Origin of the sequence: Rhizobium viscosum, assembly GCF_014873945.1 — a bacterium.
Classification (GTDB): domain Bacteria; phylum Pseudomonadota; class Alphaproteobacteria; order Rhizobiales; family Rhizobiaceae; genus Rhizobium; species Rhizobium viscosum.
This window is the reverse complement of the sequence record NZ_JADBEC010000002.1, coordinates 2,309,375-2,335,974: the sequence shown is the minus strand read 5'-3', so window position 1 is coordinate 2,335,974 and position 26,600 is coordinate 2,309,375. Positions and strand designations below refer to the sequence as shown.

At 59.9% G+C, this 26,600-nt stretch carries 24 protein-coding genes; 17 read left to right on the top strand and 7 right to left on the bottom strand.

Going from position 1 to position 26,600, the window contains the following annotated elements; all coding sequences use genetic code 11:
* Positions 1-66: 66 nt before the first annotated feature.
* The gene (locus H4W29_RS31645; protein WP_192732691.1) at positions 67-1,170 is read right to left on the bottom strand and encodes an NADH:flavin oxidoreductase/NADH oxidase; all 1,104 of its coding nucleotides are present in this window, start codon (positions 1,168-1,170) and stop codon (positions 67-69) included.
* 410 nt (positions 1,171-1,580) lie between these two features.
* On the opposite strand from H4W29_RS31645, the gene H4W29_RS31640 reads away from it, so the two are divergent.
* The gene (locus tag H4W29_RS31640; RefSeq protein WP_192732690.1) at positions 1,581-2,477 is read left to right on the top strand and encodes a LysR family transcriptional regulator; all 897 of its coding nucleotides are present in this window, start codon (positions 1,581-1,583) and stop codon (positions 2,475-2,477) included.
* A 56-nt stretch (positions 2,478-2,533) separates the two neighbouring features.
* Here H4W29_RS31640 and H4W29_RS31635 read toward each other — a convergent pair whose 3' ends face one another.
* Positions 2,534-3,505, bottom strand: coding sequence for an alpha/beta fold hydrolase (locus H4W29_RS31635; RefSeq protein ID WP_192732689.1), 972 nt, complete (start codon positions 3,503-3,505; stop codon positions 2,534-2,536).
* 260 nt (positions 3,506-3,765) lie between these two features.
* Here H4W29_RS31635 and H4W29_RS31630 point away from each other — a divergent pair, with 260 nt between their 5' ends.
* From H4W29_RS31630 to H4W29_RS31590, 9 genes are all read left to right on the top strand, one after another.
* The gene (locus H4W29_RS31630) at positions 3,766-4,713 is read left to right on the top strand and encodes a GGDEF domain-containing protein (RefSeq protein WP_376776616.1); all 948 of its coding nucleotides are present in this window, start codon (positions 3,766-3,768) and stop codon (positions 4,711-4,713) included.
* 38 nt (positions 4,714-4,751) lie between these two features.
* Positions 4,752-5,105 carry a hypothetical protein gene (locus H4W29_RS31625; RefSeq protein ID WP_192732688.1) on the top strand — a complete coding sequence of 118 codons (354 nt, stop codon included), beginning with the start codon at positions 4,752-4,754 and terminating at the stop codon, positions 5,103-5,105.
* 174 nt (positions 5,106-5,279) lie between these two features.
* Complete coding sequence (locus tag H4W29_RS31620) at positions 5,280-6,314, top strand: LacI family DNA-binding transcriptional regulator (RefSeq protein ID WP_192732872.1); 1,035 nt, start codon at positions 5,280-5,282, stop codon at positions 6,312-6,314.
* 40 nt (positions 6,315-6,354) lie between these two features.
* Positions 6,355-7,593: an ABC transporter substrate-binding protein gene (locus tag H4W29_RS31615; RefSeq protein WP_192732687.1), complete on the top strand. Its 1,239-nt coding sequence runs from the start codon at positions 6,355-6,357 to the stop codon at positions 7,591-7,593.
* 81 nt (positions 7,594-7,674) lie between these two features.
* The gene (locus tag H4W29_RS31610; protein WP_192732686.1) at positions 7,675-8,586 is read left to right on the top strand and encodes a carbohydrate ABC transporter permease; all 912 of its coding nucleotides are present in this window, start codon (positions 7,675-7,677) and stop codon (positions 8,584-8,586) included.
* Positions 8,586-9,449, top strand: coding sequence for a carbohydrate ABC transporter permease (locus H4W29_RS31605; protein ID WP_192732685.1), 864 nt, complete (start codon positions 8,586-8,588; stop codon positions 9,447-9,449). The genes H4W29_RS31610 and H4W29_RS31605 overlap by 1 nt, the downstream gene beginning before the upstream one ends.
* Positions 9,450-9,476: 27 nt before the next feature.
* The gene (locus tag H4W29_RS31600) at positions 9,477-11,405 is read left to right on the top strand and encodes a glycoside hydrolase family 127 protein (RefSeq protein ID WP_192732684.1); all 1,929 of its coding nucleotides are present in this window, start codon (positions 9,477-9,479) and stop codon (positions 11,403-11,405) included.
* Position 11,406: 1 nt separating this feature from the next.
* Positions 11,407-12,486 carry an ABC transporter ATP-binding protein gene (locus tag H4W29_RS31595; protein WP_192732683.1) on the top strand — a complete coding sequence of 360 codons (1,080 nt, stop codon included), beginning with the start codon at positions 11,407-11,409 and terminating at the stop codon, positions 12,484-12,486.
* A gap of 133 nt (positions 12,487-12,619) precedes the next feature.
* Positions 12,620-13,162, top strand: a complete 543-nt coding sequence (locus tag H4W29_RS31590; RefSeq protein WP_192732682.1) for a 3'-5' exonuclease — start codon at positions 12,620-12,622, stop codon at positions 13,160-13,162.
* Between the two features lie 3 nt (positions 13,163-13,165).
* On the opposite strand, the gene H4W29_RS31585 is transcribed toward H4W29_RS31590, so the two are convergent.
* The gene (locus tag H4W29_RS31585; protein ID WP_192732681.1) at positions 13,166-14,056 is read right to left on the bottom strand and encodes a LysR substrate-binding domain-containing protein; all 891 of its coding nucleotides are present in this window, start codon (positions 14,054-14,056) and stop codon (positions 13,166-13,168) included.
* Positions 14,057-14,330: 274 nt separating this feature from the next.
* Here H4W29_RS31585 and H4W29_RS31580 point away from each other — a divergent pair, with 274 nt between their 5' ends.
* Positions 14,331-15,326 carry an aldo/keto reductase gene (locus H4W29_RS31580; RefSeq protein ID WP_192732871.1) on the top strand — a complete coding sequence of 332 codons (996 nt, stop codon included), beginning with the start codon at positions 14,331-14,333 and terminating at the stop codon, positions 15,324-15,326.
* 7 nt (positions 15,327-15,333) lie between these two features.
* Here H4W29_RS31580 and H4W29_RS31575 read toward each other — a convergent pair whose 3' ends face one another.
* Complete coding sequence (locus H4W29_RS31575; RefSeq protein WP_192732680.1) at positions 15,334-16,164, bottom strand: SDR family oxidoreductase; 831 nt, start codon at positions 16,162-16,164, stop codon at positions 15,334-15,336.
* Positions 16,165-16,274: 110 nt separating this feature from the next.
* Between H4W29_RS31575 and H4W29_RS31570 the strand changes: the two genes are divergently transcribed.
* Positions 16,275-17,180 carry a LysR family transcriptional regulator gene (locus tag H4W29_RS31570; protein ID WP_192732679.1) on the top strand — a complete coding sequence of 302 codons (906 nt, stop codon included), beginning with the start codon at positions 16,275-16,277 and terminating at the stop codon, positions 17,178-17,180.
* A 129-nt stretch (positions 17,181-17,309) separates the two neighbouring features.
* Positions 17,310-17,624, top strand: a complete 315-nt coding sequence (locus H4W29_RS31565; RefSeq protein ID WP_192732678.1) for a TDT family transporter — start codon at positions 17,310-17,312, stop codon at positions 17,622-17,624.
* 14 nt (positions 17,625-17,638) lie between these two features.
* Here the strand turns inward: H4W29_RS31565 and H4W29_RS31560 are convergent, their stop codons facing one another.
* From H4W29_RS31560 to treZ, 3 genes are all read right to left on the bottom strand, one after another.
* Positions 17,639-18,463 (bottom strand): endonuclease/exonuclease/phosphatase family protein, encoded by an 825-nt coding sequence (locus H4W29_RS31560; RefSeq protein ID WP_192732677.1) that lies wholly within the window; start codon positions 18,461-18,463, stop codon positions 17,639-17,641.
* Positions 18,464-18,556: 93 nt separating this feature from the next.
* Positions 18,557-20,020 carry a phospholipase D-like domain-containing protein gene (locus tag H4W29_RS31555; protein ID WP_192732870.1) on the bottom strand — a complete coding sequence of 488 codons (1,464 nt, stop codon included), beginning with the start codon at positions 20,018-20,020 and terminating at the stop codon, positions 18,557-18,559.
* A 76-nt stretch (positions 20,021-20,096) separates the two neighbouring features.
* Positions 20,097-21,926, bottom strand: coding sequence for a malto-oligosyltrehalose trehalohydrolase (gene treZ / locus H4W29_RS31550; protein WP_192732676.1), 1,830 nt, complete (start codon positions 21,924-21,926; stop codon positions 20,097-20,099).
* Positions 21,927-22,044: 118 nt separating this feature from the next.
* On the opposite strand from treZ, the gene H4W29_RS31545 reads away from it, so the two are divergent.
* The 4 genes from H4W29_RS31545 to H4W29_RS31530 all read left to right on the top strand — a co-directional run bounded on the left by H4W29_RS31545 (position 22,045) and on the right by H4W29_RS31530 (position 26,547).
* Positions 22,045-22,686 carry a UdgX family uracil-DNA binding protein gene (locus tag H4W29_RS31545; RefSeq protein WP_192732675.1) on the top strand — a complete coding sequence of 214 codons (642 nt, stop codon included), beginning with the start codon at positions 22,045-22,047 and terminating at the stop codon, positions 22,684-22,686.
* A gap of 142 nt (positions 22,687-22,828) precedes the next feature.
* Positions 22,829-23,164 (top strand): DUF2934 domain-containing protein, encoded by a 336-nt coding sequence (locus H4W29_RS31540; protein WP_192732674.1) that lies wholly within the window; start codon positions 22,829-22,831, stop codon positions 23,162-23,164.
* Between the two features lie 322 nt (positions 23,165-23,486).
* Complete coding sequence (locus tag H4W29_RS31535; protein ID WP_376776598.1) at positions 23,487-23,666, top strand: hypothetical protein; 180 nt, start codon at positions 23,487-23,489, stop codon at positions 23,664-23,666.
* Positions 23,667-23,823: 157 nt separating this feature from the next.
* The gene (locus H4W29_RS31530; RefSeq protein WP_192732672.1) at positions 23,824-26,547 is read left to right on the top strand and encodes a response regulator; all 2,724 of its coding nucleotides are present in this window, start codon (positions 23,824-23,826) and stop codon (positions 26,545-26,547) included.
* Positions 26,548-26,600: the final 53 nt, after the last annotated feature.

The following is a 26,600-nucleotide window of genomic DNA, read 5'->3' as shown; positions in this document are numbered from 1 at the left end:
TCATAATCACAGTGCCAGGCAGCAGCTTGGACGATCACGCAGATAGCGTTTTCCTCGCGCGCCTTCTTATTTTGCAAACAGGCTTTTGAGCTGCGACGGCTGACAACGGAGATACTGATTGGCCGCTTTCACCTGCCCGCCGAGCTCGGCGGCGGCGTGCCACGGCCATCGCGGATCGTAGAGGATGGCGCGAGCAAGCGCGATGAGGTCTGCATCGCCGGTCGCAACGATTGCCTCGGCCTGCGTCGGCTCGGTGATCAGGCCGACGGCAATGACCGGCATTTTAACGGCGCTTTTGATTGCCCGGGCGAGCGGCACCTGGTAGCTCGGGCTGACCGGGATCGCCTGAGAGGGGTGCAGGCCGCCGCTCGATACGTGGATGGCATCGCAGCCCCTTGCTTCGAGCATCCCGGCAAATTCGACGCTCTCGGAAATCTCCAGACCGCCTTCGACCCAGTCGGTGGCGGAAACGCGCATCGTCACCGGACGATCGGAGGGAAAGGCATCCCTCACCGTGTCGAGAACCTCGAGCGGAAATCGCGCGCGGTTTTCCAGCGAGCCGCCATATTCGTCGGTTCGCTGGTTCGATAACGGCGACAGGAACTGGTGCAGCAGATAGCCGTGAGCGCCATGGATCTGGACGGCATCGATGCCGATTTTCGCCGCTCGCCGTGCCGCAGCAGCAAAGGCATAGCGGACACGCTTCATGCCATCGCGGTCGAGTGCGGTCGGCGGCACATAGTTCGGGTTGAAGGCGACAGCGGAAGGCGCTTCGGTCTGCCATCCGTTCGGATCGGCTGGCGAAAACTGGCCGCCGCCTCTCCATGGAACCTCGGTCGAGGCCTTGCGGCCTGCATGCGCCAATTGCACGGCAATCGGCATATCCGACCATTTCCTGATGCTTTCGAGCGTGCGGGCCATCGCGGCCTCGGAGGCGTCGTCATAAAGGCCGACATCGGCAAAGGTAATACGTCCTTCAGGAACGACAGCGGTCGCTTCTATGGTCAGAAGTGCCGCGCCGGAAAGCGACAGCTGTCCGAGATGGATCAGATGCCAGTCCGTCATGCAGCCGTCCACGGCCGAATACTGGCACATGGGCGCAATCACGATGCGGTTGGCGAGTTTGATGTTGCGCACAGCGAAAGGGGAAAACAGGACAGGTTGGGGCATGGCGTTCCTCGAAGTGGAATTCGGTTGTCTTGGCTTATAGCACTCTGTCGGATCTTAGCGACGGTTAGCAGAGCCTCGCGATGTCAGGAACTGTCCTTTGGTGTGGGTCTGCTTTGCGGGAGGCTTGCGAAGCAGCTTCGTCCGATTGTTGCGTCACGAGGAAGAAAGCCTTCAGCAGAACGTCAGTTCAGGCTTGCTGCGGCCGGGTGTATTGCTGCACCGACGATATTCCATCTGCGAACTGCCAATAGTCCGCGATCGCCCCATCCGCCAAAACGTCAAGCGATATCTTCCGAATCGAAAGCCGGGCGTTTAGCGGCTTGCCGCTATGGGGCCGATAGATTGCGATCGGAATAAAAGCGTTTAAACCTCTGTAGAGGACTTAAGCTTTTGACGACAGTGTGAACCGCATGGATCGATGGCAGGCAATGAGGGTCTTCGTGAAGGTCGCGGAGGCTGAGAGCTTTGCAGACGCAGGACGGCAACTCCACATGAGCCCTCCCGCAGTCACTCGCATGGTGTCTGCCCTGGAAGATATCATCGGTACGCGCCTGCTGACGCGCACGACCCGCTCCGTCAAACTGACGGAGGCAGGTGCCCAGTATTTTGCAGACTGCCAGAGGCTCCTCGCCGATCTCTCGGAGGCGGAAGCGACTGCCGCCGGCGCCTACGGCAGACCGACGGGCACCCTTACCGTCACTACCTCTGCCATGTTCGGTACAATGTTCGTCATGCCACTAATGACCGAATATCTGGATCTCTACCCTGATGTGGTCGGTCGCGGCCTATTCGTCGACCGCGTTGTTGGCATGGTCGACGAAGGTATCGATGTCGCAATCCGCATCGGCCATCTGCCCGACTCCGGCCTCACCGCAACGCGTGTCGGCCAGGTGAGACGCGTCATCTGCGGATCGCCTGCCTATTTCGAAAAGCATGGCGTTCCGATGACGCCCGGCGATCTGTCGGGCCACCGCATTGTCGCCTCGACCAGCGCGTGGACATCGCTCGAATGGCGTTTCGGGGTGCGGAAGAAGTCAACCGTCCACGTCAATCCCCGTCTCTTCTGCAGCACCAACGAGGCCGCCATCTCGGCGGCGGCTTCCGGCTGGGGCCTGACGCGCGTTCTGTCCTACCAGATTGCGCCGCAGCTCGAGACCGGCGAATTACGCACGATCCTGGCTGAGTATGAGGAGGAGGCTTTGCCGATCCATATCGTCCATCCGGAAGGCCGGTATGCTTCGGCAAAAGTGCGAAGCTTCATCGATTTTTCGGTGGAAAAGCTGAGATCCAACAGGCACTTCAATTAGTCACGAAAGGCCCGCGTATTCATCTCCGAATGCGCAGGCTCTCATACAAGCGATTGTTACTTTGCGATCTTGCGATCGAGGAAATCGCGGATGAGGGGCGCCATCTCATCCAGCTTGTCTTCAAGGGCGAAATGACCTGTGTCGAGGAGGTGCATTTCAGCGTCTGGAAGATCACGCAGGTAAGGATGTGCGCCGACCTCCGGGAAAATTTTGTCGTTCTTGCCCCAGACGATCAACGTCGGCGGCTTACGTTCGCGGAAGAAGGCCTGGAACTGCGGGTAGAGCGGGACGTTCGTACCGTAATCGTGGAAGAGGTCGAGCTGGATATCCTTGTTACCCGGCCGGTCAAGCAAGGCCTGATCGTGAACCCAGTTGTCGGGGCTGATGCGGGTGAGATCCTTGACGCCGTCCGTGTACTGGAACTTGGTGGTCTCGAGGACCACCAGATTGGAGAGCGCCTCGCGCTTCCCCTTCGAATCTTCGGCCCAGTAGGCCTTGATCGGATCCCAGAACTCGCGCAGGCCTTCTTCATAGGCATTGCCGTTCTGGACGATCAACCCGCTCACCCGTTCCGGGTGCTTGAGAGCCAGACGGTAGCCGACCGGTGCGCCGTAATCCATGACATACATGGCGTACTTCTTGGCGCCGAGCTCAGTCATCAGCGTATCGACCATGTCGGCATAATGGCCGAAGGTGTAGGCGAACTTGGTGTGATCGGGTGCATCACTCTGACCGAAGCCCGGATAGTCGGGTGCGATGACGTGATAGCGATCTGCCAGCAGCGGAATGAGGTTGCGGAACATGTGCGAGGATGTCGGGAAGCCGTGCAGAAGCAGGACGACCGGGCCGTCGGCCGGGCCGGCTTCGCGATAGAACATGTCGACGCCATCGATCTTGGCCAAACGATAGTGCACTGTCACCGGCACCTGCTGGGTGATCGCAACCTGCTTGGCAGGAGCGGCGACGGCTTGGGAAAAGGGAGCAAAGCTGACGGTTGCCAGCATCAGGGAAAGGATCAGTCTGTTCATCTCAGTTCTCCGTTTTGACAAATTCACCAACAGCCCTTGCTGGCCTGGCACCAACATAGCCATTCGCCGGAATCCATTAATCGGCAGAGTATGGAAGGTATTATTCCACTTACAGGAATAATTAGCGGCCAATTGCGAACAGGAACCGTGATCCAGCTAGCGGTGACGGCGCAGAACCACCTGTGCATATGCAAACCAGCTAACTGTTTCTTCACGCCAGGCAGATAGTTCAAGCTAGGATGATCTGTTCTGAGGACATGATGACCTTGGGTGACACTGAAGCAATGTTGCAAATGGCGCAGCTGATGGAAGCTGCGGGCGTCATGATTGCGGTCTACGACCAGGATGACCGGTTGCGTTTTGCCAATCGCGCGTTTCGCGATGCCTGGTTTATCGCGGAGGACGAACAACCACTTTGGCCCGAGTTGATGCGGCGCAACTTTCACGCCCGCCGCGGAACGATCATTGCCACGACCGACTTTGAGAGCTGGTTGCTGTCGACGCTCGCCCGTCGAGGCAAAGCCGGGTTTCGCGCCTTTGAGACCGACCTTCACGACGGCCGATGGTTATGGATGACCGAAACCATGCAGGCCAATGGCTGGATGCTGTGTGTCGCAAGCGACGTGACATCGATCCGCTCCGACCAGAGGACGCTGCGGCAAGATCGCGACAGCGCGATCAAGGCCTCCCAGACCGACGAACTGACCGGTATCCCGAGCAGACGTTTCGTCATGTCGAAGCTTGAGGAGCTGGTGCGCAGCCATGGCAACGATCAGGAGAAGGTCGGTTGCCTCGCGGTTCTCGACATCGACAATTTCAAATATATCAATGACCGTTTCGGTCATACCGCCGGCGATGCCGTTCTCAAGGATTTCGCAGCCACGCTGCAGAAAATGGTACGCAAGACCGATATTCTCGGCCGCGTCGGCGGCGAAGAGTTTGTTCTGGTTCTTCCGAATACGGTTCCCGAAGAGGCGGCAGAGATCGTCAATCGCATGCTGGTTGCCGTCAGGCAGTCTCGCCCGCTCGTCGACCAACTCAGCTTCCGCTACAGTTTTTCTGCAGGCATTGCCTGTGTCATGGGCGGAGACTATGCCAATGATATTTATCGGAGGGCCGATCTGGCGCTCTACGCGGCCAAGATGAGAGGTCGCGACCAGATCAGCATCGATCCCCATGCGCAGTCGCTTGGGCGACGGACATCATAGCCAGGCCCACCAGACGGGCCATAAGCCAGGGAGTTTCAATGGTCGAAAAGATTGCGCCCACCTCGCCCACGGCAGCCTCCTCGGCCACACACGTGAACCACAGCACCTCCATCGGCTCCGAACCTGACAATGCCTGGGTCGCCGAGCGACAGGCAAAGATCACCGCTGGCAGTAGGAAAAAAGACGATCATCATACAGCTGATAGCGATGAAGATCGCATCGATGCGGATGATGATCGGGCAGCGGACAGGCATTTGGACCATCATTCCACTCATCCCCATGCAGAGGCTTCCGATCCGGACGAAGAGCGTATGTCCGGCGAAAGTGACCGCATCGGCAGCGGCAACCTGGATGAAGATGTCCCGTTCGGCGACCATGTCGGATATCTCTAAGTGATTGTGATCGCACACTGACAATCCCACCGCGCCTGGCTTCGATCAGAAGCCGGCTCATCATTGATACCGGTTATCTCTACCCATCGGCCTTAGACGTGGTCAGTAATAGCTGAGAAAACCTTTTCTCACTTGACAATTTCACTGGGAAAAGCTTTTCTCATCGCAAGTTCGATGGAGGAGCTGCTGGACACAACGGGAGGGAAAAGAGGCCGGATCACCATTCACGATGTCGCGGCTGCTGCTGGAATCAGCATCTCCACGGCATCGAAGGCGCTGAACGATACGGGCCGGATGGGACTGGAAACGCGCGAACGGGTCAAGCGCATCGCGGCGGAGATCGGGTACAGACCGAACGCTTTGGCGAGGGGCCTGCTCAGCAAACGCAGTTTCACGATCGGGCTTCTCACCAACGATACCTATGGCCGTTTTACCCTGCCGGTCATGGCAGGCATATCGGATGCTCTCGTTGATCATGGCGTTTCGGTCTTTCTGTGCGCAATTGAGGAGGACCCGGCGCTGGCGCAGATTCATGTCGAGGCGATGCTCGACAAACAGGTTGACGGCATCATCGCAACGGGAAAGCGTCTAGATAGACGGTTACCGGTCGATCTGTCGAATTTGAATGTGCCGGTGGTCTACGCATTTACCGAAGGAGCGCCCGGAAGTGTCACCTTCCGCTCCGATGATGCGCAGGGCGCGCGGCTTGCCGTCGAGTGGCTGGCAAAGCTCGGGCGCAAGCGAATGGTGCATGTCACCGGACCGGAGAATTTCTTCTCGGTGCGCGAGCGTGCCGATGCCTATCGCAGGGTCGCGGGAGAAGAGCGGCCGGTCCTGTTCGGGGTCTGGTCGGAAAGCTGGGGCCACGAAGCCGTCGCAAGATTGTGGAGCGGCAGCGGCGAAAGGCCCGACGGCATCTTCTGCGGCAATGATCAGATTGCCCGTGGTGTCATCGATGCGTTGCGCGAACGCGGCATCAGGGTGCCGCAGGATGTTTCTGTGGTGGGATTTGACAATTGGGAGATTGTCGCCGCCCAGACGCGACCGCCGCTGACGACAGTGGATATGGAGTTGAAGGAACTGGGGCGGCAGGCCGGATTGACGGTTCTGGCGCTTGCGGAGGGACGCTCGGTGGAGCCCGGCATCCGGAAATTGCCGTGCCGTCTCGTCGTGCGGCAATCATGCGGGGGTGACACCCTCGGAATATAGCAACGGCGCGAAGGAGACGCGCCAACTTGGGAGGAGAGCCATGATGAAGCGTCTATTGGTGGCAACCAGTATTGCCACCCTCTGCCTGGTCTCGACAGCTTCGGCTGCCGAAAAGATCGAAATGTGGGTTCGCACGGGTATCGGCGATTCCTTCAAGAAGGTCGTCGAGGCCTATAATGCGAGCCACGAAAACCAGGTAGTCACGACCGAAGTGCCCTTCGGCGAACTGGTGCAGAAATACGCAACCGCAATCGCCGGCGGCCAGGCGCCAGACGCCCTGTCGATGGACCTGATCTATAACCCGGCCTTTGCCGCTGCGGGACAGCTCGAGGACCTGACGGACTGGGCAAAGAGCCTGCCCTATTTCAATTCGCTGTCGCCGTCACATGTCAAACTCGGCACCTATCAGGACAAGATCTACGGTCTGCCGCTGTCGGTAGAAACCTCTGTCTTTGCCTGGAACAAGGACCTCTACAAGAAGGCCGGCCTCGACCCTGAAAAGGCGCCCGCGACCTGGGAAGAAATCGAGGCAAACGCCGAGAAGATCCGCAAGCTCGGCGACGATACGTACGGCTTCTACTTCTCGGGCGGCGGCTGCGGCGGCTGCATGATCTTCACTTTCACACCTCTCGTCTGGGGTGCGGGTGCCGATATCCTGTCGGAGGACAGCAAGACCGCAACGCTCGACACGCCGCAAATGCGCAAGGCCGTCGGCTTCTACCGCGATATGGTCAAGAAGGATCTTGTTCCGGCAAGTGCTGCGAGCGATAACGGCACGAGCTTCCTGAGTTTCACGAACGGCAAGATCGGCCAGCAGAGCCTCGGCGCCTTCGCTATCGGCACACTCGTCACGCAGTATCCTGACATCAACTTCGGCGTGACGCTGATCCCCAGTGTCGATGGCAAGACTTCGTCCTTTGCCGGCGGCGACAATTTCGTCATCACCAAGGGCACGAAGAAGATCGATGCCGTGAAGGAATTCCTCGAATACATCTATTCGATGGACGGCCAGAAGGTCATGGCGAAATATGGCAGCCTGCCGACACGCGGCGACATTGCCGATCAGGTGCTTGCCGGGCTCGACCCCCGCATGCAGGTGGGCCTGAAGGCAATCTCCGTGGCCAAGACACCCTACACGCTGCAGTTCAACGATCTGATCAACAGCGCCAATGGGCCTTGGGCGACCTTCACCAACGCCGCGATCTTTGGTGACGACGTCGATGGCGCCTTCTCGAATGCCCAATCCGAGATGCAGTCCATCATCGACAGCGGCCAATAACTCTCCCGGCCGTGGCCGGGGGACGGTGGCAGTTCCCCGGCCGATTCAAAGTTAGAAGAGCTTAAAAATGCGGAGGTTTCGATGACCGGTTCCGGTCCGCAGCGCATCCGCGCTGTCCGAAAACGGCGAAAGTCGCAATGGCGCGGCTTTTTCTATATCGCGCCAGCCATGGCGCTCGTCATCGTCTTCTTCGTCATGCCCGTATTGTTCACCGGCTGGATGAGCCTGCACAACTGGCCGCTGATGGGTGCGGCGCGCTGGATCGGCTTTGCCAATTATACCCGCATGTGGAACGACAGCCGTTTCATGGCGGCCCTGAATTTCACTGCCTATTACACCGTCATCGTGACCATCGCGATCTTTGCGATCGCCTTTCCGCTGGCGATCTTCGTCGAGAGGGAGCGTCGCTTCGTCAGCACCTACCGCACGATTATCTTCCTGCCGGTCGTGGTGGGGCTCGCAACCGCTTCGCTGCTCTGGGTATGGCTTGCCAATGTCGATAGCGGCTTCTTCGGGCCGGCCCTCCGCGCCCTCGGTCTCGTCGAGCGCAGCCCCAATATCATGGCGAGCTTCGATACCGCCTTCGCAACCATCATCGTCATGGTCGTCTGGAAGATCGCGGGCTTTACCATGATCATCCTGCTGACCGGGCTTCAGGCCATTCCGTCCGAATTGACGGAGGCAGCCCGCATCGATGGCGCCGGACGCTGGCAGCGCTTTCGGCACCTCACCCTGCCGCTGATGCGAAAGACGATTGCGCTGGCGCTGATCGTCTCGGTTACCGGCTCGATCCTCGCCTTCGACCAGTTCTACATCATGACGTCGGGCGGGCCGCAGAACAAGATGATCTCGGTCGTCTACTACATCTTCAACCAGTCCTTCGTGTCCTTCAATCTGGGCTACGGATCCGCCCTTTCGATCGTGCTGCTGGCGATCCTCGTTGCGATCTCCATCGTCCAGCTCTGGCTGCTGCGTGTCGGGGAGGAACGCTGATGATTTCCTCCAAACAACGCCGCGCCCGCAAGCGTTTTAGATCACAATCGGCCTATCATGTCGCCGGCATCGCCATTTCGATCTTTTTCCTGGCGCCCTTCATCATCACGCTGCTCGCCTCCTTCCGGCATGGTACGGAGTCGAGCCTGCCGCCCTTGCCGCCTTGGCCGACGACAGGGGCCAGCTTCGATGCCTATGCGCTGCTCGATACATTCGGCGCCGGCATCTGGCAGCACATGATCAACTCGCTCTTTGTGTCGCTGGCAACGGTACTGCTAACGGTCGCCGTCAGTCTGCTCGCCGGCTATGGCTTCTCGCGCTACCGGTTTCCGCTGAAGAATGCGCTTTTCGTGCTGATCATCGCCACGCTGATGATCCCGTTCCAGTCGATCCTGACGCCGCTCTTCATCATCCTGGCAAAGCTCGGCCTCAACAACTCGCTGCTGGGGCTGACCCTCGTCTATGTCACGCTGCAACTGCCCTTCTCGGTCTTCATGATGCGCAATGCCTTTGACGCCGTGCCGAAGGAGATCGAGGAAGCAGCGCGCATCGACGGTGCCCGGGATCTGAGACTGCTGATCCGCGTGCTTTTGCCGCTAGTACTGCCGGGTATTGCGACAGTTGCGATCTTTGCCTTCCTGAATGCCTGGAACGAGTTCCTCGCCGCCCTCGTACTGCTCTCCAGCAACGAGAAATACACGCTTCCCGTCCTGATGACGGCGGTGCGCGCCGGTCGCCTCGGCGCCATCAACTGGGGCGCAGTCCAGGCCGGCGTCGTCGTGATGACGATCCCCTGCCTGATCGTCTTCCTGCTCCTGCAACGCTACTACATGCGCGGGCTGATGGCCGGCGCGGTGAAATGATGACCTTTCAACAAAATGGATGAAGCCATGAACCAGCTGAAAAGAGATCGCCAGTTCCGTCCCCTGCCCGTGCCAAGTGTAGAATTGCAGGGGCTGTTTGGCGATCGCCAGGATGCAATCTGCGATTCCACCGCCGAAACGCTGCTCGACCGCTGTGTCGAGGCCGGCATGCTGCAGGCGATTGACGTGACCCAGCCGAGCCCCGGCGTCGTCATTCCGATCGGCCCTTGGGGCGGCACGACGCAGATGTTCTGGGACAGCGACCTCGGCAAGTCGATCGAGACCGTGGCCTATTCGCTCTACCGCCGGTCCAATCCGCAGCTCGAGGCCCGCGTCGATGAGATTATCGACATGTATGAGAAGCTGCAGGACAAGGACGGCTACCTGAACGCCTGGTTCCAGCGCGTGCAGCCCGATCGCCGATGGACGAACCTGCGCGACCATCACGAACTCTATTGCGCCGGTCACCTGATCGAAGGCGCCGTCGCCTATTATCAGGCGACCGGCAAGAAGAAACTGCTCGACATCATGAGCCGTTATGCCGATTACCTGATCACCGTCTTCGGCCACGGCCCAGGGCAGATCCCCGGCTATTGCGGCCACGAAGAGGTGGAACTTGCGCTCGTCAAGCTCGCCCGCGTCACCGGCGAAAAGAAATATCTCGATCTCTCGAAGTTCTTCATCGACGAGCGTGGCACGGAACCACATTTCTTCACCGACGAGGCGGCTCGCGACGGCCGCAGCGCCGCAGACTTCCACCAGAAGACCTATGAATATGGCCAGGCGCATCTGCCGGTGCGCGAACAGAAGAAGGTCGTCGGCCATGCGGTGCGCGCCATGTATCTCTATGCCGGCATGGCCGATATCGCGACCGAATATAACGACGACACGCTAACGGCTGCACTCGAAACCCTCTGGGACGATCTGACGACCAAGCAGATGTATGTCACCGGCGGCATCGGCCCGGCCGCCTCCAACGAGGGCTTTACCGACTATTACGACCTGCCGAACGAAAGCGCCTATGCCGAAACCTGCGCCTCCGTCGGCCTGGTCTTCTGGGCCAACCGCATGCTCGGCCGCGGTCCGAACCGCCGCTATGCCGATATCATGGAGCAGGCGCTCTACAATGGCGCCATGGCCGGCCTGTCGCTCGACGGCACCCGTTTCTTCTATGAGAACCCGTTGGAAAGCGCGGGCAAGCATCACCGCTGGATCTGGCACCATTGCCCATGCTGCCCGCCCAATATTGCCCGCCTGCTGGCATCTGTCGGCTCCTACATGTATGCGATCGCCGAAGATGAAATTGCCGTCCATCTCTACGGGGAAAGCAAGGCACGCTTCGATCTCGCCGGCGCCAAGGTCGAGCTTTCGCAACAGACCCGCTATCCCTGGGATGGCGCGATCCACTTCGACCTAACGCTCGACCGTCCCGCACTGTTCGCACTGTCGCTGCGCATTCCGGAATGGGCGGAGGGTGCTACTCTCTCCGTCAACGGCGAAAAGCTCGATCTTCAATCCGCTGTTGTGGACGGCTATGCCCGGATCGAACGGGATTGGAAGAGCGGCGATAAGGTGGATCTCTCGATCCCGCTGACAGCCCGTAAGCTCTTTGCCAACCCGCTCGTACGCCAGGATGCCGGCCGCACGGCACTGATGCGCGGTCCGCTCGTCTATTGCGTCGAGGAGACGGACAATGGCGAGGGGCTGAATGGCATTACCCTTTCCGCCGATGTCTCGCAGGCCAAGATCTCCGAAATTGCCGGCCTTCGCGGAGCGGTCGCTCTCGACCTCCCCGTCAGCCGCGACACGGCCGATTGGGGTGCCTCGCTCTACCGTACGTCTCCGCCGGCGGCAAAGCAGGCAAATGCGCGTTTCGTGCCCTACCCTTTCTGGGACAATCGCGAACCGGGCGAGATGCTCGTCTGGGTCAGAGCGGGCGAGGCGCGCGGTGAATAACATGGCGGATACGGGCGTCGTGCTGACCGAAATTCGCAAGAGTTTCGGCAATCTGGAAGTCATCCATGGCATTGACTTGACCATAACGGAGGGATCCTTCGTCGTCTTCGTCGGCCCCTCGGGATGCGGAAAATCGACGCTCCTGCGCATGATCGCAGGTCTGGAAGATGTCACCGACGGCGAGATCGAGATCAAGGGACGCAATGTCACCGATCTCGACCCCTCTGATCGCGGCATCGCCATGGTGTTCCAGTCCTACGCGCTCTATCCGCATATGAGTGTGCGCGATAATCTCGCCTTTGGCCTGAAAATGGCGAGAACGCAGGCCTCGGAGATCGAGGCCCGCGTCAAGGCGGCCTCGGCGATCCTAAAGATCGATCACCTCCTCGATCGTCGGCCGGGCCAGCTCTCCGGCGGCCAGCGGCAGCGTGTTGCGATCGGGCGCGCGATCGTGCGCAAGCCCGATGTCTTCCTTTTCGATGAACCGCTGTCAAACCTCGACGCGGAACTGCGCGTCTCGATGCGCATTGAAATCGCCAGACTCCATCGCGAGCTCGGCAATACGATGATCTATGTCACGCACGACCAGACCGAAGCGATGACGCTCGCCGACAAGATCGTCGTGCTTCGTGACGGACACATCGAACAGTCGGGAACGCCGCGCGAGATCTACGAACGGCCGAACAATGTCTTCGTCGCGGGCTTCATCGGCTCGCCGCGCATGAACCTGCTTGAGGCAAGCTGGGCAGGTGACGGCACCATCCTGGTGGCCGGAAATCGCATTCGTTCGCCGATCGGCGGTGCCGGTCTGGCGGCAGGCCAGAAGATCACCCTCGGCGCGCGGCCGGAGCATCTGAGTATCGTGTCGGGACCTGAGGATGACGTGTTGCGGGCTAGGGTTGATTTCGACGAATATCTCGGCGGCACACAATTCCTCTATTGCCAGCTTGGCGACGGGCAGCCCCTGACCGTCGAATACAGGGGGTATTCCGTCATCGAGACCGGCAGCCAGCTCGCCTTCACCTGTGATCCCGCCCATCTGCACATCTTCGATGCCGACGGCATGCGGCTCGACAAATAAACGCAGGCAGCTGTAGGCTGCGGCCTGTTCACTTGAACCGGTCCCTAAGACTTGAATAGATTTCGAGGCGATAAGCACCGGTCGATTGGGACAAGTCTTTCGCTGGAGGACAGCATCCGCCTGTCGCGTTGCATTGATCGTTTTCCTGGATTTCGAGGCCTCGTCCCTCAGCAAGAAAAGTGTGCCGGTCGAAATTGCCTGGGTGTTTGAAGACGGTCGCTCTCGCTCGGCCCTGATCCGGCCCGCCGCCGACTGGGACGACTGGGCGGCCGATGCAGAAGCAATCCATGGGATTTCTCGGGAGTTGCTTGCATCGGAGGGCGTTCCGGTAGAGCAGGTCGCCAGTGAAATGGTCGAGGTTTTGACCGGGCACGATCTCTATGCGAGCGCCCCTTCGTGGGATGGGAAATGGCTGAGCGTTCTCCTGCGCGCTGCTGGTTTCCCTCGGCATGCCCTCCGGCTTGGCAAATCACGTGACGCCTTTATGGCCGCGGCGCGTGAATTAACGGGAGCGACCATCACGGAGACAGAGCTGTCGAAGCTCATCGACGACATCGTCGAGGAAAGCAAAGAGGTAATCCCGGCGCATCGCGCATTGGCGGACGCCACGCTTGAGCTTACCCGATGGAAGCTTGTCCGCGAGGCGGCCAAGAAGCGGATGGCGACAGGCGGGTAGAGGTCAGCGTTTGTGAAAGCTCTCCGTCACCCAGCGCGCAAAATCCGCAGCCGGAGGCGCAAGGCGGTCGAAGCTGCGGGCAACCAGCCAGTAGGCGCCATTCGGAACCGTGAGCTCGAAGAGCTGGCGCAAGCGGCCGGCCCGGATTTCCTCTTCTGCAAAAGCTTCATCGAGGAGTGCAACGCCCTGGCCGCGCAACGCCGCCTGCAGCACGAGCCCGTCATCGGCATAGACCGGCCCCCTCGCCGTCTCGGGCATGGCGATGCCGGCCGCCTCGAACCACCGGCTCCAGGCGTCGCGGGTTTCCTCATGCAAAAGTCCATAAGCAAAGATGTCATGCGGAGAGGAGATCGGTGAGCCACGCTCCAGAAGATCGGAGGCGATCACCGGCACCATGCGGACATCGATCAGGTGCCGGCTTTCTGTCCGTGGCCATGCGGTAACGGTGGCGCTGTGCCTGATCGCGATCTGCGCCTGGCCGGTGCGGAACTCGATCGTCCTCGGATCGGCATCGAGCGATATCTCGACGTCAGGGTGACGTTTGCGGAATTCCGGCAGCCGCGGCACGAGCCAGCAGGCGGCAAAGGAAGGTTCGACGCTGACTTTCAGATCCGCAGACACTGAAGCATTGCGGATATCCTCCAGGCAATGATCGATCCGGTCGAAGGAAGGGGTGAGCACGGCAAGCAGTTTCCGGCCGTTTCCAGTCAGCAGGACACTTCGATGGCGCCGCTCGAAGAGCGGCTCACCCAATAGCTGTTCCAGCTCGCGGATCTGCCGGCTGACGGCTGCCTGCGAGATGAATAGCTCCTCGGCCGCAAGCGTGAAGCTTTCGAGCCGCCCGGCAACCTCGAAACTGCGCAATGCCGTCAGGGGAAGCCGGCCGCGTTTCATTCCATAACCTCAAGTTATCCGAAGCCGACGATAAGCTTGTTTGAAGACTGGGCGCAAGAGGAGGAGAACACTGGTGAAAGGAGAAACCTCATGTGGAAGCAAATCATTGCCGTCCTGCTGGATGCGCTTCGTCTCGTCACTTATACGTCTGATGACAGGAACAACCGGCGTCGCCGGAACACATGAACGCTCACGCAGCTTATCGGGATTTTCGCGCATTCATAATCCTGCGCCGGGGTCTATATAGACCTCTCCTTACTTGAGAAGCAGGAGCATCACGATGCAGAAGCGCAAACTCGGCAGCCAAGGACTTGAAGTATCGGCCATCGGCCTCGGATGCATGGGCATGAGCCAGTCCTATGGCCCGGCGGATGAAACGGAATCCATCGCCACCCTTCACCGTGCCATCGAGCTCGGCTGCACCTTTCTCGACACAGCCGAGGTCTACGGCCCCTACAAGAATGAGGAACTGTTCGGCCGGGCGCTAAGAGGTCGCCGCAACGAGGTGACGCTGGCCACGAAATTCGGCTTCCGCCTGAAAGACGGCAAGCAGGTTGGCACCGAACGCGACAGCCGGCCGGAAACCATTCGCAGCGCAGTTGAAGGCTCGCTCAAACGCCTTGCCACCGACCACATCGACCTCATCTACCAGCATCGCGTCGATCCGGCTGTCCCGATGGAAGAAGTCGCCGGTACGGTCGCTGAGCTCGTCAACGAAGGCAAGGTTCGCTACTTCGGCCTCTCCGAAGCGGGCGTTTCCAATATCCGTCGTGCGCATGCCGTCTTTCCGGTCTCCGCCGTGCAGAGCGAATATTCCCTGTGGGAGCGCAATCTGGAGGCCGACGTGATCCCGGCTTTGAGGGAGCTCGGCATCGGCCTTGTGCCCTTCAGCCCGCTCGGCCGTGGCTTCCTGACCGGCGAAGTCAGGCGCGCCGAGGATTATCCGGAAGGCGATTTCCGCCGCGGTGATCCGCGCTATCAGGGCGAAAATTACGACGCCAATGTCCGCGCAGCCGAGGCCGTCCGCTCGGTTGCATCCTCGCTCGGCGCCAAGCCCGGCCAGGTGGCGCTCGCCTGGATCCTGCACAAGGGCGGAGACTTCGTGCCGATCCCCGGCACGAAGCGCCGCACCTACCTGGAAGACAATATCGCCGCCGCCTCCATCGCGCTCAATGCCGAGCAGATGAAGGCGCTCGATGAAGCGCTTGCCCCCGGCAAGGTTTCGGGCAAGCGCTACAACGAAACGATCATGTCGACGATCGATCGCTGAGGGTGGCTCACGCGTCGATGTCGGTCGACAGCGTGATATCCTTCTGCGCTTCCAACTCGGCAAGCCGTTCGTTCAGGGCCTTGCGGATCGACTGATAGGTCGTGCTGCCGAGCGCAAGCCTTTTGGGCGCCGGTTGTTTTTCGGCCGCCGCGATCATCGCGTCGGTCATCTTCACGGGGTCGCCCAAGATCTTGAACGAGCCGTCGGCAATTGCCCTGCGGACCTGCCCGGCCGGCGTATCCTCATAGATATCCATCTGCGGCGGCTTGACGAGACCGGCGCCGAAATCCGTGCCTGCCGGTCCCGGTTCGGCAATGGTGATGTCGATGCCGAAAGGGGCGACTTCCTGCGCCACGGCCTCGATGAAACCTTCGATCCCCCATTTGGTGGCGTGGTAGAGGCTGAAATTCGGATAAGCGATCTGCCCACCTTCCGAAGCGACCTGCAGGATGCGACCACCACCCTGCCGGCGCAGATGCGGCAGGGCCGCACGGATCACCTGGATGGAGCCGATCAGGTTGGTGTCGATCTGATGGCGGATTTGTGCATCGCTCACCTCTTCTGAGGCGCCGAACAGGCCATAACCGGCATTGCTGACAACGACATCGATGCGCCCCATCTGCTCGAAAGCGGTGTCGACGGCTGCATGAACGGCACGGTCATCGGTGACGTCGAGGGTCACGACCCAGAGCCGGTCGCCATACTGCGCTTCGAGTTCAGCCAGGGCTTGGCGCTTGCGCAGGGTTGCGGCGACGCGATCGCCACGCGCCAACAGTTTCTCGGTCATGATCCGGCCGAAACCGGAGGATGTGCCTGTGATGAACCATGTCTTTGTCATCGTCTCTACCTTTCTGACGCCGCTGGATCGCGGCTTGATGACAGCAAAGGTAGAGATGATTATTGATGTGATAATCCGTTCAAACCTGCATGAGTTGTTGAAAAATACCCATGAGTTACAGGCCGACACTCGATGATCTCAATGCCTTTGCGGCAATCGTCACCCATCGCAGCTTCCGCAAGGCGGCCGGCGAACTCGGCCTGTCGCCGTCGACGCTCAGCCACATGATGCGCAACATGGAGGCGCGAATGGGCGTGCGTCTGCTGCATCGCACGACACGCAGCGTCGCGGCCACCGAAGCCGGCGAAATGCTTCTCGACAGGCTGAAACCGGTCTTGCGCGATCTCGAATTGGCGCTCGATGCCGTCGGGGAATTCGGCGGACAGCCGAGCGGTACGCTACGCATCAACGCCAGTGAAATTGCCGCCCGCGTGCTGTTGAATGCCGCCATTCCTCTCTTTCTCGAACGCTATCCGGAGATATCGCTCGATATCGTCACTGAAAACCGGCTGGTCGATATTGTCGGCGAGGGCTTCGATGCCGGTATTCGCCTGCGGGAATCCGTGCCTCTTGATATGATAGCGGTCGAATTCGGCGGCGAGGCACGCTTCCTCGCGATTGCCTCACCAGCTTATTTGAAAGACCACAAGCAACCGAAAACGCCTGAGGACCTCAAGCGTCACCGTTGCATTCGCCTGCGTATGCCGAGCGGCAAGCTCTACCGCTGGGAGTTTGAGAAACACGGCCAGGAAGTGACTGTCGAGGTATCGGGCGCCCTGACACTCGATCATGTAGAACTGATGGCGGAAGCGGCGGTCAAAGGGCTCGGCATCGCCTATGTGCCCGAAAGGATCGCACGGCCCTATCTTGCCAGCGGTGAGATTATCTCTGTTCTTGACGACTGGTGCCCGTCGATCCCCGGACTCTGCCTCTATTATCCAGGTCACAGGCATGTACCGCAAAGCCTCAGAGCCTTCATATCCGTGTTGACGGAAGTCGAGCGGCAAGGTGCGTAGTCTCCTCGCGCACCACCTCTGCAGCGCGGAAGCGCGACGGCGTCATGCCGCGTCTTGACTTGAAAGCCTTGCCGAAGGCGGCTTCGGCATCCAGCCCCGCCCGCCGTCGGCAGCGTCGCCTATCTCAGTGTGACGACCGGCACGCCCGATATGCTCGTGCATGCCATGTTCGGTTACGCCATCCTGCAGGTCCTGATCATCGGCCGCCAGCTGCCCTGGATCATGCAACAACCCCTCGCCGGCTCCTATTGGGCTTTCACCTTCGGCCTTACTGCGCTTTCGACAGCAGCACTGCGCATGACGGCGCGCGGCGATACCGACGCGATCGGCGAGCTTGCGCCCGTTGTCTTCGTGCTCGTCAACATCGCGCTTGCGATCATTACAGTCGGAACGCTTTGGCTGCTGGTGAGAGGCAAGCTTCTTCCCGCTCCCGTCCGGGCCTGAGAGCCTGCAGGGCGCTAAACCCTTGCCACTTCTTGCTGCAGATCAACCAACGCCTTGATCGGCAGGTGGTCGGACGCCATGCGGGCGAGTGGAGTGTCATGCACCTCCACCGCGGAGATGATACCCTTCCGGTTGGCAATGATGCGGTCCAGCGCCAGGACCGGCAAGCCGGCAGGAAAGCTCGGAACGGCGGGCGGCAGCGGACCGAAGGCCATCTGGAAAGTATTGAGGGACGAGCGGTCGCCGAGCCGCCATTCGTTGAGATCGCCAAGCAGGATGGTCGGCATTTCATGACGGTCGCTAATGAGATCGACCAGCGTCTTTGCCTGCTGCGCCCGCGAGTGGCGCAACAGGCCGAAATGGGCGGCGATTATGCGCAGCGTCCCGCCAGCTTCCAGCTCTATTTCCGCAACCAGCGCGCCGCGCGGCTCCAGCCCCGGCAGCTTCACCTGATGCACATCATGCACGAGGCCCTTGCGGACGAGCACGACATTGCCGTGCCAGCCATGCGCCTTCACCGCCCCTGAGATCGGAACTGGAACGAGCCCGGTCTCGCGCTCCAGTCGGGTGAGATCGAGAATGCCCGTACGCTCGCCGAAACGCGTATCGGCCTCCTGCAGCGCGATGACATCGGCATCGATCTCATGGATGACACGGCTGGTGCGTTCCGGATCGAAGCGTCGGTCAGTGCCGACACATTTGTGGACATTGTAGGAGGCGATCAGAGTGCCGTCACCGCGCGGCTTCGGCCCCGCATGCCAGGTCTCGACGCGTTTCCTCCTGTTCTTGATGGAAGCGATGATACTGGCGGGGAGACTGTCTTTCTTCTTGGCTTGCATCGGAAGGAATGCCGGCTCCATTGCTCGAAAAGCTCTTTTCAGGATTATAGGCAGCGCAGCAAAACTTGCCATGCCGCAATCATGAAAACTCTGTCAAAGATATGGTGAACCCAGCCACAGCACCTTTTCGAGCAGTCGCACCAGGAAGGGCCGCGACCACAACCCCTCAAGCGTAACCGGCGTGGCGGATTTGATGGCATCGTCGATGCGCTCATCGATTTCGGCAGCAAAGCCGGCATTCAGCACTTCGAGATCGACTTCGAAATTCAGCCGCAGCGAGCGCGGATCGAGATTGGAGGAGCCGACATAGGCCCAGGTTCCGTCGATAGAGAGAAGCTTGGAATGGCTGAAGCTGCCGGTCGAACGCCAGATGCGGCAGTAGTTCTTGACGATCTGGTCGAACTGCGCCGTCATCGCCCGGTCGACCAGAACGAGATTGTTGGCGGCAGGCACAACGATATCAACCTCCACGCCACGCCGGGCCGCCGTCGTCAGCGCACTGATCAGCTCCCGGTCCGGCAGAAAGTAAGGCGACATGATCCGGATCGACTGGCGCGCGACGGAAAAGGCACCTATCAGCATCTTGTGGTTCGTTTCCACGCTCCGGTCCGGTCCGGAAGCGACGACACGCAAGAAGACCGGATCGCCGCGCTTGCGCTCCAGTCGGTCGCCGCGCCAGGCCTCGCCGTTCAGGACTTCGCCTGTCGTGAAACGCCAGTCCTCGGCCGCGACGTCGAAGAGATCGGCGACCGCCGGACCGCTGACGCTGAAATGCGTGTCATGGGCAAAACTCCCGCCGACCGCCTCCTCGCTGAAGCCTTCGCGGATATTCATGCCACCCGTCAGTGCGATCTTTCCATCCGCGATCAGGATCTTGCGGTGTGTACGCAGGTTTGCATAGGGCAGCCTCAGACCCATGATGACATTGCCATTGAAGACATCAACGGCAACGCCGCCGTCCTTCAGGTATCCGAGAATGCTCGGCACCGAATAGCGCGCACCAACCGCATCGATCAGCACGCGCACTTCCACGCCGCGCTTGACGGCTGCAATCAGTGCATCGGCGATGCGCAGCCCGATCCGGTCACGGTCGAAGATATAGGTTTCCAGCAGGATACTGCGCTCGGCGCCATCGATTGCGGTCTTCATCGCCGCATAGGCCTCGTCGCCGTTTTCCAGCATGTCGATCGTATTGCCCGTCGTCAGCGGATAACGCGTAACGCGATCGCCGAGCGTCTGCAGGGCAGCAAAACGCCGGCCGAACTGGCTGATGACGGCATCGGTCTCCGCGTCAAACTTTTCGAGCTCGTCCAGATCGGCGGCAGGCAGCAATGCGTCGCGGCGAAGGCTCAGCGACTTGCGGCGGATACGATTGATGCCGGCAATCATGTAAAGCAGCGCGCCGATGATCGGTGAGAGGATGATCACGCCCACCCAGCCGGTCGCGGCCCGGACCTCTTCCTTGGTCATGGTGGCATGGATCGCCGCCGCTGCCCCCATGGCAATCGAGATGACGAAGAGGATATGCGGCCAGTAGGTCGACAGCAGTTGAAACATCGCGACAGGATATAGCCGCGAATCGTCTGCGTTCAATCAGTCCGCCGCTCACTCTCAACGCGAAATTTTCAGATGCTTAATTTGCCGGCTCAATATCGATGGCAAACACGACCGAATGCGGCGGCAGCGCGCCATTCTCGGCAGGTTTTGCTTCCTTGCCGTAGCGCTCGTAGATCACCGTCCCATCGATCGACGGCAAAACCAGCGCCTGCCCCGACAAGTTGGCGCGCAGCGCCAGCGTCAGGTTAGCAAATTTCCACCAGACGGCGACCGCCCCTTCCGACACCTCCAGCGCGCCGCTCTCCATGGCCCAGCTCTGCCGTAGCAGCGGCACGATATAGGTCTTGCGCAGCGTCAGGAGCTCGGTGACGAAAGCCAGGTTTTTTTGTCCCTCTTCTCTTTCCCGCCATTGCCAGTCGAGTTTCGAATGTTCGAAGGTCGAAAGCACATTCGGATCGGGCAGATCGGCTGCGGTCCTGCCAGTCTTCAATCCGCCAAAACCCTCGGCTTCCGCCATGCGACCCTCGCGGACTATTTTGGCAAGTTCACCCGTGTAATCGGTGAAGAAATAGAAGGGCCGCCTTTCCCCATACTCCTCCCCCATGAAAAGAAAGGGTATGTGCGGTGAGAGCAGGAGTATCGCTGTCAGCGCATCCAGCATATCGGGATCGGAAAGGCTCACCAGCCGCTCGCCGAAGGCGCGGTTGCCGATCTGGTCGTGGTTCTGCAAGAAATCGACAAAGGCGGTCGGTGGCAGGTAACATCGCTCGCCAACAGGTAGTTCCGGCGGTTCGGTTCGATCCGGATAGATGAAGCCATGCTGAAGCGCAAGGCGAAGCTTGTGCCAGAGCTGACCGGCGAAAGGCTTGTAGTGGCCGATGGTTTCGCCGGTCGCGATGATATGCGCCACATGATGGAAATCATCGTTCCATTCGGCCTCGTAGGCTTTAGGAGTGCCGTTCTCGTCACGGACCAGCAACTCCACCAGATTGCGCTGGTCTTCGACGACGAGATGAACCTGCCTGTCGGCGAAGGTGGCTTTCACTTCTTCGGCCATGGCCGAAAGCACATGCTTTTCAGAGGCATCATGGATTTGCTCCACGGCATCGAGCCTGAGCCCGTCCAGCCGGAACTCACCGATCCAGTAGAGTGCATTCTCGATAAAGAAGCGCCGCACTGGTTCCTGCCCAAAATCGATTGCCGCCCCCCAGGGCGTTTCCCGGTCTTTGCGGAAGAAGCCGGGCGCATAGGTGTGAAGATAATTGCCCTCGGGTCCGAAATGATTGTAGACGACGTCGAGCAGCACCATGATGCCGAGGCCGTGCGCCGCATCGATAAAGGCCTTGAAATCGGCCGGCGTGCCGTAAGCAGAATGCGGCGCATAGTGTAGTACGCCATCGTAACCCCAGCCGCGATTGCCGGCAAATTGCGCAACCGGCATCACTTCAACGGCCGTGATACCAGTTTCGGCGAGATGCTTGAGCTTCTGCGCTGCGGCGCGGAATGTACCCTCGGGCGTGAAGGTGCCGATATGGATCTCGCTGATGACGGCCTCTTCCCACGGACGGCCGCGCCAGCCCGAATTCTGCCATTGATAGCCGGGATCGACGATCAGAGACGGCCCATGCACGTTGCCGGCCTGCGCCCGCGACGCCGGATCCGGCACGGCTTTTCCATCAGGGAGGACGAACATATACTCATCGCCGGCGGATGCTTCCACCGCGGTCAGCTCGAACCATCCGCCACCAACGTCCTGCATCGGGATATCCCGGCCGCGGTGCCGCAGAGAGATCGCATTCTCACCCTGCGTCCAGAGACGAAAACGCGCGCCTCCGCCCGCGAGCAGCTCTGCGCCCCAGCATCCCGTGCTCTCCGTGTTCGTACCGGTCCTTGAAATCTGGTTCATTCCTCACCCCGTGTGATTTCCAATCAGCATCAAATTCCTGAGGCTGCGGGTTGTTCCGAACAGGCAGGAACAATCCGCAGCGCGATCGGTTGAGGGTGAAAGCCACGGGATTGCTGCCATGAACGTCGCACCGAAATTCGGCCCCGCCTTCACGCTTGAAAGCGCCGACGCAACCAGCCTCGATCAGCTTAGTCGTCAAGCGGAAGGTTGCACACGCTGCGAACTTTACAAGAATGCCACCCAGATCGTCTTCGGCGAGGGATCGCAAAAGGCCGAGATCATGCTCGTCGGCGAACAACCCGGCGACAAGGAGGATATCGCGGGACACCCATTCGTAGGTCCGGCCGGACGCCTGCTCGACGTCTGTCTCGAGGAGGCTGGGCTCGACCGCTCGCGATGCTACGTCACCAACGCAGTCAAACACTTCAAGTTCGAGCCTCGCGGCAAGCGCCGGCTACATTCGAAACCCAATGCGGGGGAGATCCAGCGCTGCTCCTGGTGGCTCGGTGCCGAAATCAACGTCGTGCGGCCGAATCTCATCGTCGCACTCGGTGCAACAGCAGTCTATTCTCTCCTCGGATCGAAGGTGAAACTGACACCCGAGCGCGGTCACATCCTCACGCCGGAGAACCATCCGCCGGTTCTCGTGACCATCCATCCTTCTTTCCTCCTGCGGATTCGCGAGAAAGAAGATGCCGCGCGCCAGCGTGCGAATTTCATCCAGGATCTGCACCGCGCTGTCCAATATCAAGGCAACTAGAACGAGTTATTGCCTATAAATACTGCAATGCAAAAATATTCCCGATTTACTTCGCAAATCCACTTGAAACCGGCCCAATAGTCTGGAACCTTTTCAACAGTATCGCGTTCGAACGACGGCATGTTGTGACTGGAGATCAGCGATGGCAGAAACTCGGGAAGAGTGGATACAAAAACGTGCATATGCCCTCTGGGAAGAAGAGGGACACCCGACGGGACGGGATTCCGTCCATTGGGAAAAAGCAAGGGCTGAGCATGATGCGCTCAAGGGGGTGTTAAAATCTCCAAACGGCAAGGAAGCGAAACCTCGGGCGAAGCGGGCTGTGGCAGCCAAGACGGCGGCACCGGCAGCAGCGACCAAGGTCACGAATGGCGGCGAAGCCAAGAAACCTGCCAAACAGGCGCCAACAAATACAAAGACCGATGGCATCGTCAAACCGGCCCCGAAGCGGACAAGCGTACGCAAGTCGGCTTCCTGAAGAGAAATTTTCAAATCTTGATGAAAATGGGCGCCTTCGCGGCGCCCCTGAGGTTTTTTTGTCATAAGTTTGAATTAGTTGCGCGCTAAGAAGTTCATGAAGCGCCAGCTTCTGTGCGGGGGTGACCACAAGCCGAATGAAACGTCCGTCTGGACAGCTTTGTAAAAAAGCTGCGTCCACCCCTCGAAACGGGGAACAAGAGCATCCTCCGGCTGTCTATGGGCAAGCAGGGGAAGTCGCCATGAACAGCTGTTTCGCCCATTCCGTCGTTATCCCGGTTCCCGCGGCCTCCGCCCGGGGTTTTCCAGCATAGGTGTGAGGGATGGAGATGTCGCTTCTTCTGATCGCCGCTTTGCTCTATATCGGTTTCGCACTGGGGCTTATCCTTCTGGTTGATAATATAGTCGGCGTATTTTTTCGCGATCCACGCAAACCGATCCAGCTTCGTTCCTTTGCCTTGAGCCGCGCTTTCATCACCTCGCAGAAACTGGACGAGGAATAACAAATATAAACAGCCTTTCTGCGAGTAATCGGACACTTTCCCGGTTAACGATATTTGCAGCTCACCCTTTCCCTGCTGCCCGACGCCTCTATTTTGTCGACGGTGGACCGGCAGACCCGGCTCGGGTGATGCCACAGTAAGATTGAAAGCGATTTTGATGGCACGGGTTGGGGGCCGCTGGCCGGAAGGCGATAGCGAAATCGGGAATTTGCTGCGCCGGAATGGTTTGGATGCTGCCGGCATCGGATCAGTCGAAGCATGGCCGAGTTCACTCCGGCATATCGCGGAAATGGTTGTCAATTCACGCCAGCCGAAATTCGTCGCCTGGGGCCCCGAACTCGCCTTCATCTACAATGACGCCTATGTCGCGATCTTTCCCGAACGGCATCCTGCCGCTCTCGGAAAACCGTTTCAGCACGTGTGGTCGGATATCTGGCCGCAGTTCGAGCCGATCGTGGAGGCCACGCTTAACGGTCGGTCACAGCTCTACGAGGAACTGCACGTTCCCATGCGGCGCGAAGGGCAGACGGAAGACACCTGGTTCACCTTTTCCTACACGCCGCTGCGGGACGATGACGGCAAGGTCGCCGGCATTCTCTGCGCGACAATGGAAGTGACGGACCAGGTGCTTGCCAAGCGCCGGGAGCGCGTCGCGCTGGATGAGGCGCGGGAAAAATCGGCAACGCTCGCCGTCGTCAACAGAGCTGGCTCGGCGATCACCGCCGAGCTCAATGTCGATCGCCTGACACAGATCGCCGTCGATGCCGGCGTAGCGCTGACATCAGCCGAATTCGGCGCCTTCTTCTACAATGTCGATGACGGCGAAGGCGGCAGCTACATGCTTTATGCGCTGTCGGGTGTCGACCGGAAACATTTTGACAGGTTTCCGATGCCGCGCAACACCAAGGTCTTTGCACCGACTTTTAGCGGCGAAGGCGTCGTGCGTTCCGACGATATTCTGCTTGATCCGCGCTATGGGCAGAATGCGCCGCATTCCGGGATGCCGAGCGGCCACCTTCCTGTGCGCAGCTATCTCGCCGTACCGGTCAAGTCGCGCGACGGCAGCGTCATTGGCGGGCTGTTCTTCGGTCACAGCCAGCCCGCCCGCTTTTCTGATGCGGCAGAGGCAAGCCTCGTCAGCCTGGCTGGCCAGTCTGCCGTCGCAATCGACAACGCCCGGCTCATCCGCGCTGCCGAGCTTGAGATCGTCCAGCGCCGCGAGGCCGAGGACCAGCTCCGCAAATTGAACGAAACGCTCGAGGTCCGTGTCGCTGCCGAAATCCTCGAACGCCAGCAGGCGGAGGCAGCCCTGCAGCAGGCGCAGAAAATGGAATCGATCGGCAAGCTCACCGGCGGCGTCGCGCACGATTTCAACAACCTGCTGCAGGTCATTTCGGGCAATCTCCAGCTTCTAGGCAAAGATGTGACGAATAACGGCCGAGCCAAAGAGCGCATCTCCAACGCGCTATCCGCCGTCGAGCGCGGATCACGGCTCGCCAGCCAGCTTCTCGCCTTCGGCCGACGCCAGCCTCTGGAGCCGAAGGTGATCAATATCGGCCGCCTCGTCTCTGCCATGGATGACTTGCTGCGCCGCGCGCTCGGTGAGGAAATCGAAGTGGAGACCATGGTCTCCGGCGGCCTCTGGAACAGTTTTGCCGACCCGATCCAAATTGAGAACGCACTGCTGAACCTTGCGATCAACTCCCGCGATGCAATGGATGGCGCAGGCAAGCTGACGGTCGAAGTGGGCAATGCCTTTCTCGACGATTCCTATAGTCGCACTCACCCGGAGGTCGCAGCCGGCCAATATGTGGTGCTCGCTGTGACCGACACTGGGACGGGCATGCCACCGGAGATTATCGAGCAGGCCTTCGAACCGTTCTTCTCCACCAAACCGGAGGGCAAGGGCACCGGTCTCGGCCTTTCCATGGTCTACGGCTTCGTCAAGCAGTCCGGTGGCCATGTGAAGATCTATAGCGAGATCGGCGAAGGCACGACGGTGAAGCTTTATCTTCCCCGCTCCTTCCAAAGCGAAGACAGGATCGCCGCCGGCGACAACGTTCCCGCAACCGGCGGCACCGAGACGATTCTGGTCGCCGAGGATGATGAGGGTGTGCGCGCAACCGTCGTCGAGATGCTGACCGATCTCGGCTATTACGTGCTGAAGGCCAGGGACGCGCAAAGCGCGCTGACCGTGATCGAAAGCGGCGCTCATATCGACCTGCTCTTTACCGATGTCGTCATGCCTGGTCCGCTGAAGAGCCCGGAGCTCGCGCGCATGGCCCGTGAGCGCCTGCCCAACATCGCCGTGCTTTACACGTCGGGCTATACCGAAAATTCGATCGTCCATGGCGGCCGGCTCGATCCCGGCCTGGAGCTCCTCTCCAAGCCCTATACACGGGAGGCCTTGGCGCAGAAAGTCCGCCACGTCCTCCTCAATCAGGCGCAACGCCGCCAGACCAACCCGATGCCGCTGTCGGCCAGCGGGCAGCCGCGCGACATCGTCCAGGCCAGGCTGAAGCTTCTGCTGGTCGAAGATGATGTCTTCATTCGCATGGATACTGCCGAAATCCTTCGGGACCTCGGCTATGACGTGATCGAAGCCGACAGCGGAGAACAGGGCATCGAACTTCTGCGCAGCGCAGATACGAATACAGATATTATCGTTGCCGATGTCGGCTTGCCGGGCATGTCCGGCCCGGTCTTCGCAGCGCTGGCACGCGAAGCTTTCCCGTCGGTTGGCCTCGTCTTTGCGACCGGCAACAGCAGTCTGCCGGATGTGAACCGCTTTTCCGGTTCGGTGCTGCTGCCAAAGCCGTTTACCACCGCAGCACTCGACCGCGCTGTGAAGACCGCTGCCCGCCAGCGCCCGATTGCCTAGGCCCTGACTGCCTCAGGACCGTCAAGTTCCCGATATTTCCCGAACAGACGGTC

Coding starts and splice junctions, on each gene's coding strand:
- H4W29_RS31640 (WP_192732690.1), top strand. CDS start 1,581: ATGGATCGATGGCAGGCAATGAGGGTCTTCGTGAAGGTCGCGGAGGCT.
- H4W29_RS31630 (WP_376776616.1), top strand. CDS start 3,766: ATGACCTTGGGTGACACTGAAGCAATGTTGCAAATGGCGCAGCTGATG.
- H4W29_RS31615 (WP_192732687.1), top strand. CDS start 6,355: ATGATGAAGCGTCTATTGGTGGCAACCAGTATTGCCACCCTCTGCCTG.
- H4W29_RS31555 (WP_192732870.1), bottom strand. CDS start 20,020: ATGTTTCAACTGCTGTCGACCTACTGGCCGCATATCCTCTTCGTCATC.
- treZ (WP_192732676.1), bottom strand. CDS start 21,926: ATGAACCAGATTTCAAGGACCGGTACGAACACGGAGAGCACGGGATGC.
- H4W29_RS31620 (WP_192732872.1), top strand. CDS start 5,280: ATGGAGGAGCTGCTGGACACAACGGGAGGGAAAAGAGGCCGGATCACC.
- H4W29_RS31530 (WP_192732672.1), top strand. CDS start 23,824: ATGGCACGGGTTGGGGGCCGCTGGCCGGAAGGCGATAGCGAAATCGGG.
- H4W29_RS31610 (WP_192732686.1), top strand. CDS start 7,675: ATGACCGGTTCCGGTCCGCAGCGCATCCGCGCTGTCCGAAAACGGCGA.
- H4W29_RS31560 (WP_192732677.1), bottom strand. CDS start 18,463: ATGCAAGCCAAGAAGAAAGACAGTCTCCCCGCCAGTATCATCGCTTCC.
- H4W29_RS31545 (WP_192732675.1), top strand. CDS start 22,045: ATGAACGTCGCACCGAAATTCGGCCCCGCCTTCACGCTTGAAAGCGCC.
- H4W29_RS31535 (WP_376776598.1), top strand. CDS start 23,487: ATGGAGATGTCGCTTCTTCTGATCGCCGCTTTGCTCTATATCGGTTTC.
- H4W29_RS31575 (WP_192732680.1), bottom strand. CDS start 16,164: ATGACAAAGACATGGTTCATCACAGGCACATCCTCCGGTTTCGGCCGG.
- H4W29_RS31625 (WP_192732688.1), top strand. CDS start 4,752: ATGGTCGAAAAGATTGCGCCCACCTCGCCCACGGCAGCCTCCTCGGCC.
- H4W29_RS31585 (WP_192732681.1), bottom strand. CDS start 14,056: ATGAAACGCGGCCGGCTTCCCCTGACGGCATTGCGCAGTTTCGAGGTT.
- H4W29_RS31600 (WP_192732684.1), top strand. CDS start 9,477: ATGAACCAGCTGAAAAGAGATCGCCAGTTCCGTCCCCTGCCCGTGCCA.
- H4W29_RS31595 (WP_192732683.1), top strand. CDS start 11,407: ATGGCGGATACGGGCGTCGTGCTGACCGAAATTCGCAAGAGTTTCGGC.
- H4W29_RS31605 (WP_192732685.1), top strand. CDS start 8,586: ATGATTTCCTCCAAACAACGCCGCGCCCGCAAGCGTTTTAGATCACAA.
- H4W29_RS31570 (WP_192732679.1), top strand. CDS start 16,275: ATGAGTTACAGGCCGACACTCGATGATCTCAATGCCTTTGCGGCAATC.
- H4W29_RS31635 (WP_192732689.1), bottom strand. CDS start 3,505: ATGAACAGACTGATCCTTTCCCTGATGCTGGCAACCGTCAGCTTTGCT.
- H4W29_RS31540 (WP_192732674.1), top strand. CDS start 22,829: ATGGCAGAAACTCGGGAAGAGTGGATACAAAAACGTGCATATGCCCTC.
- H4W29_RS31645 (WP_192732691.1), bottom strand. CDS start 1,170: ATGCCCCAACCTGTCCTGTTTTCCCCTTTCGCTGTGCGCAACATCAAA.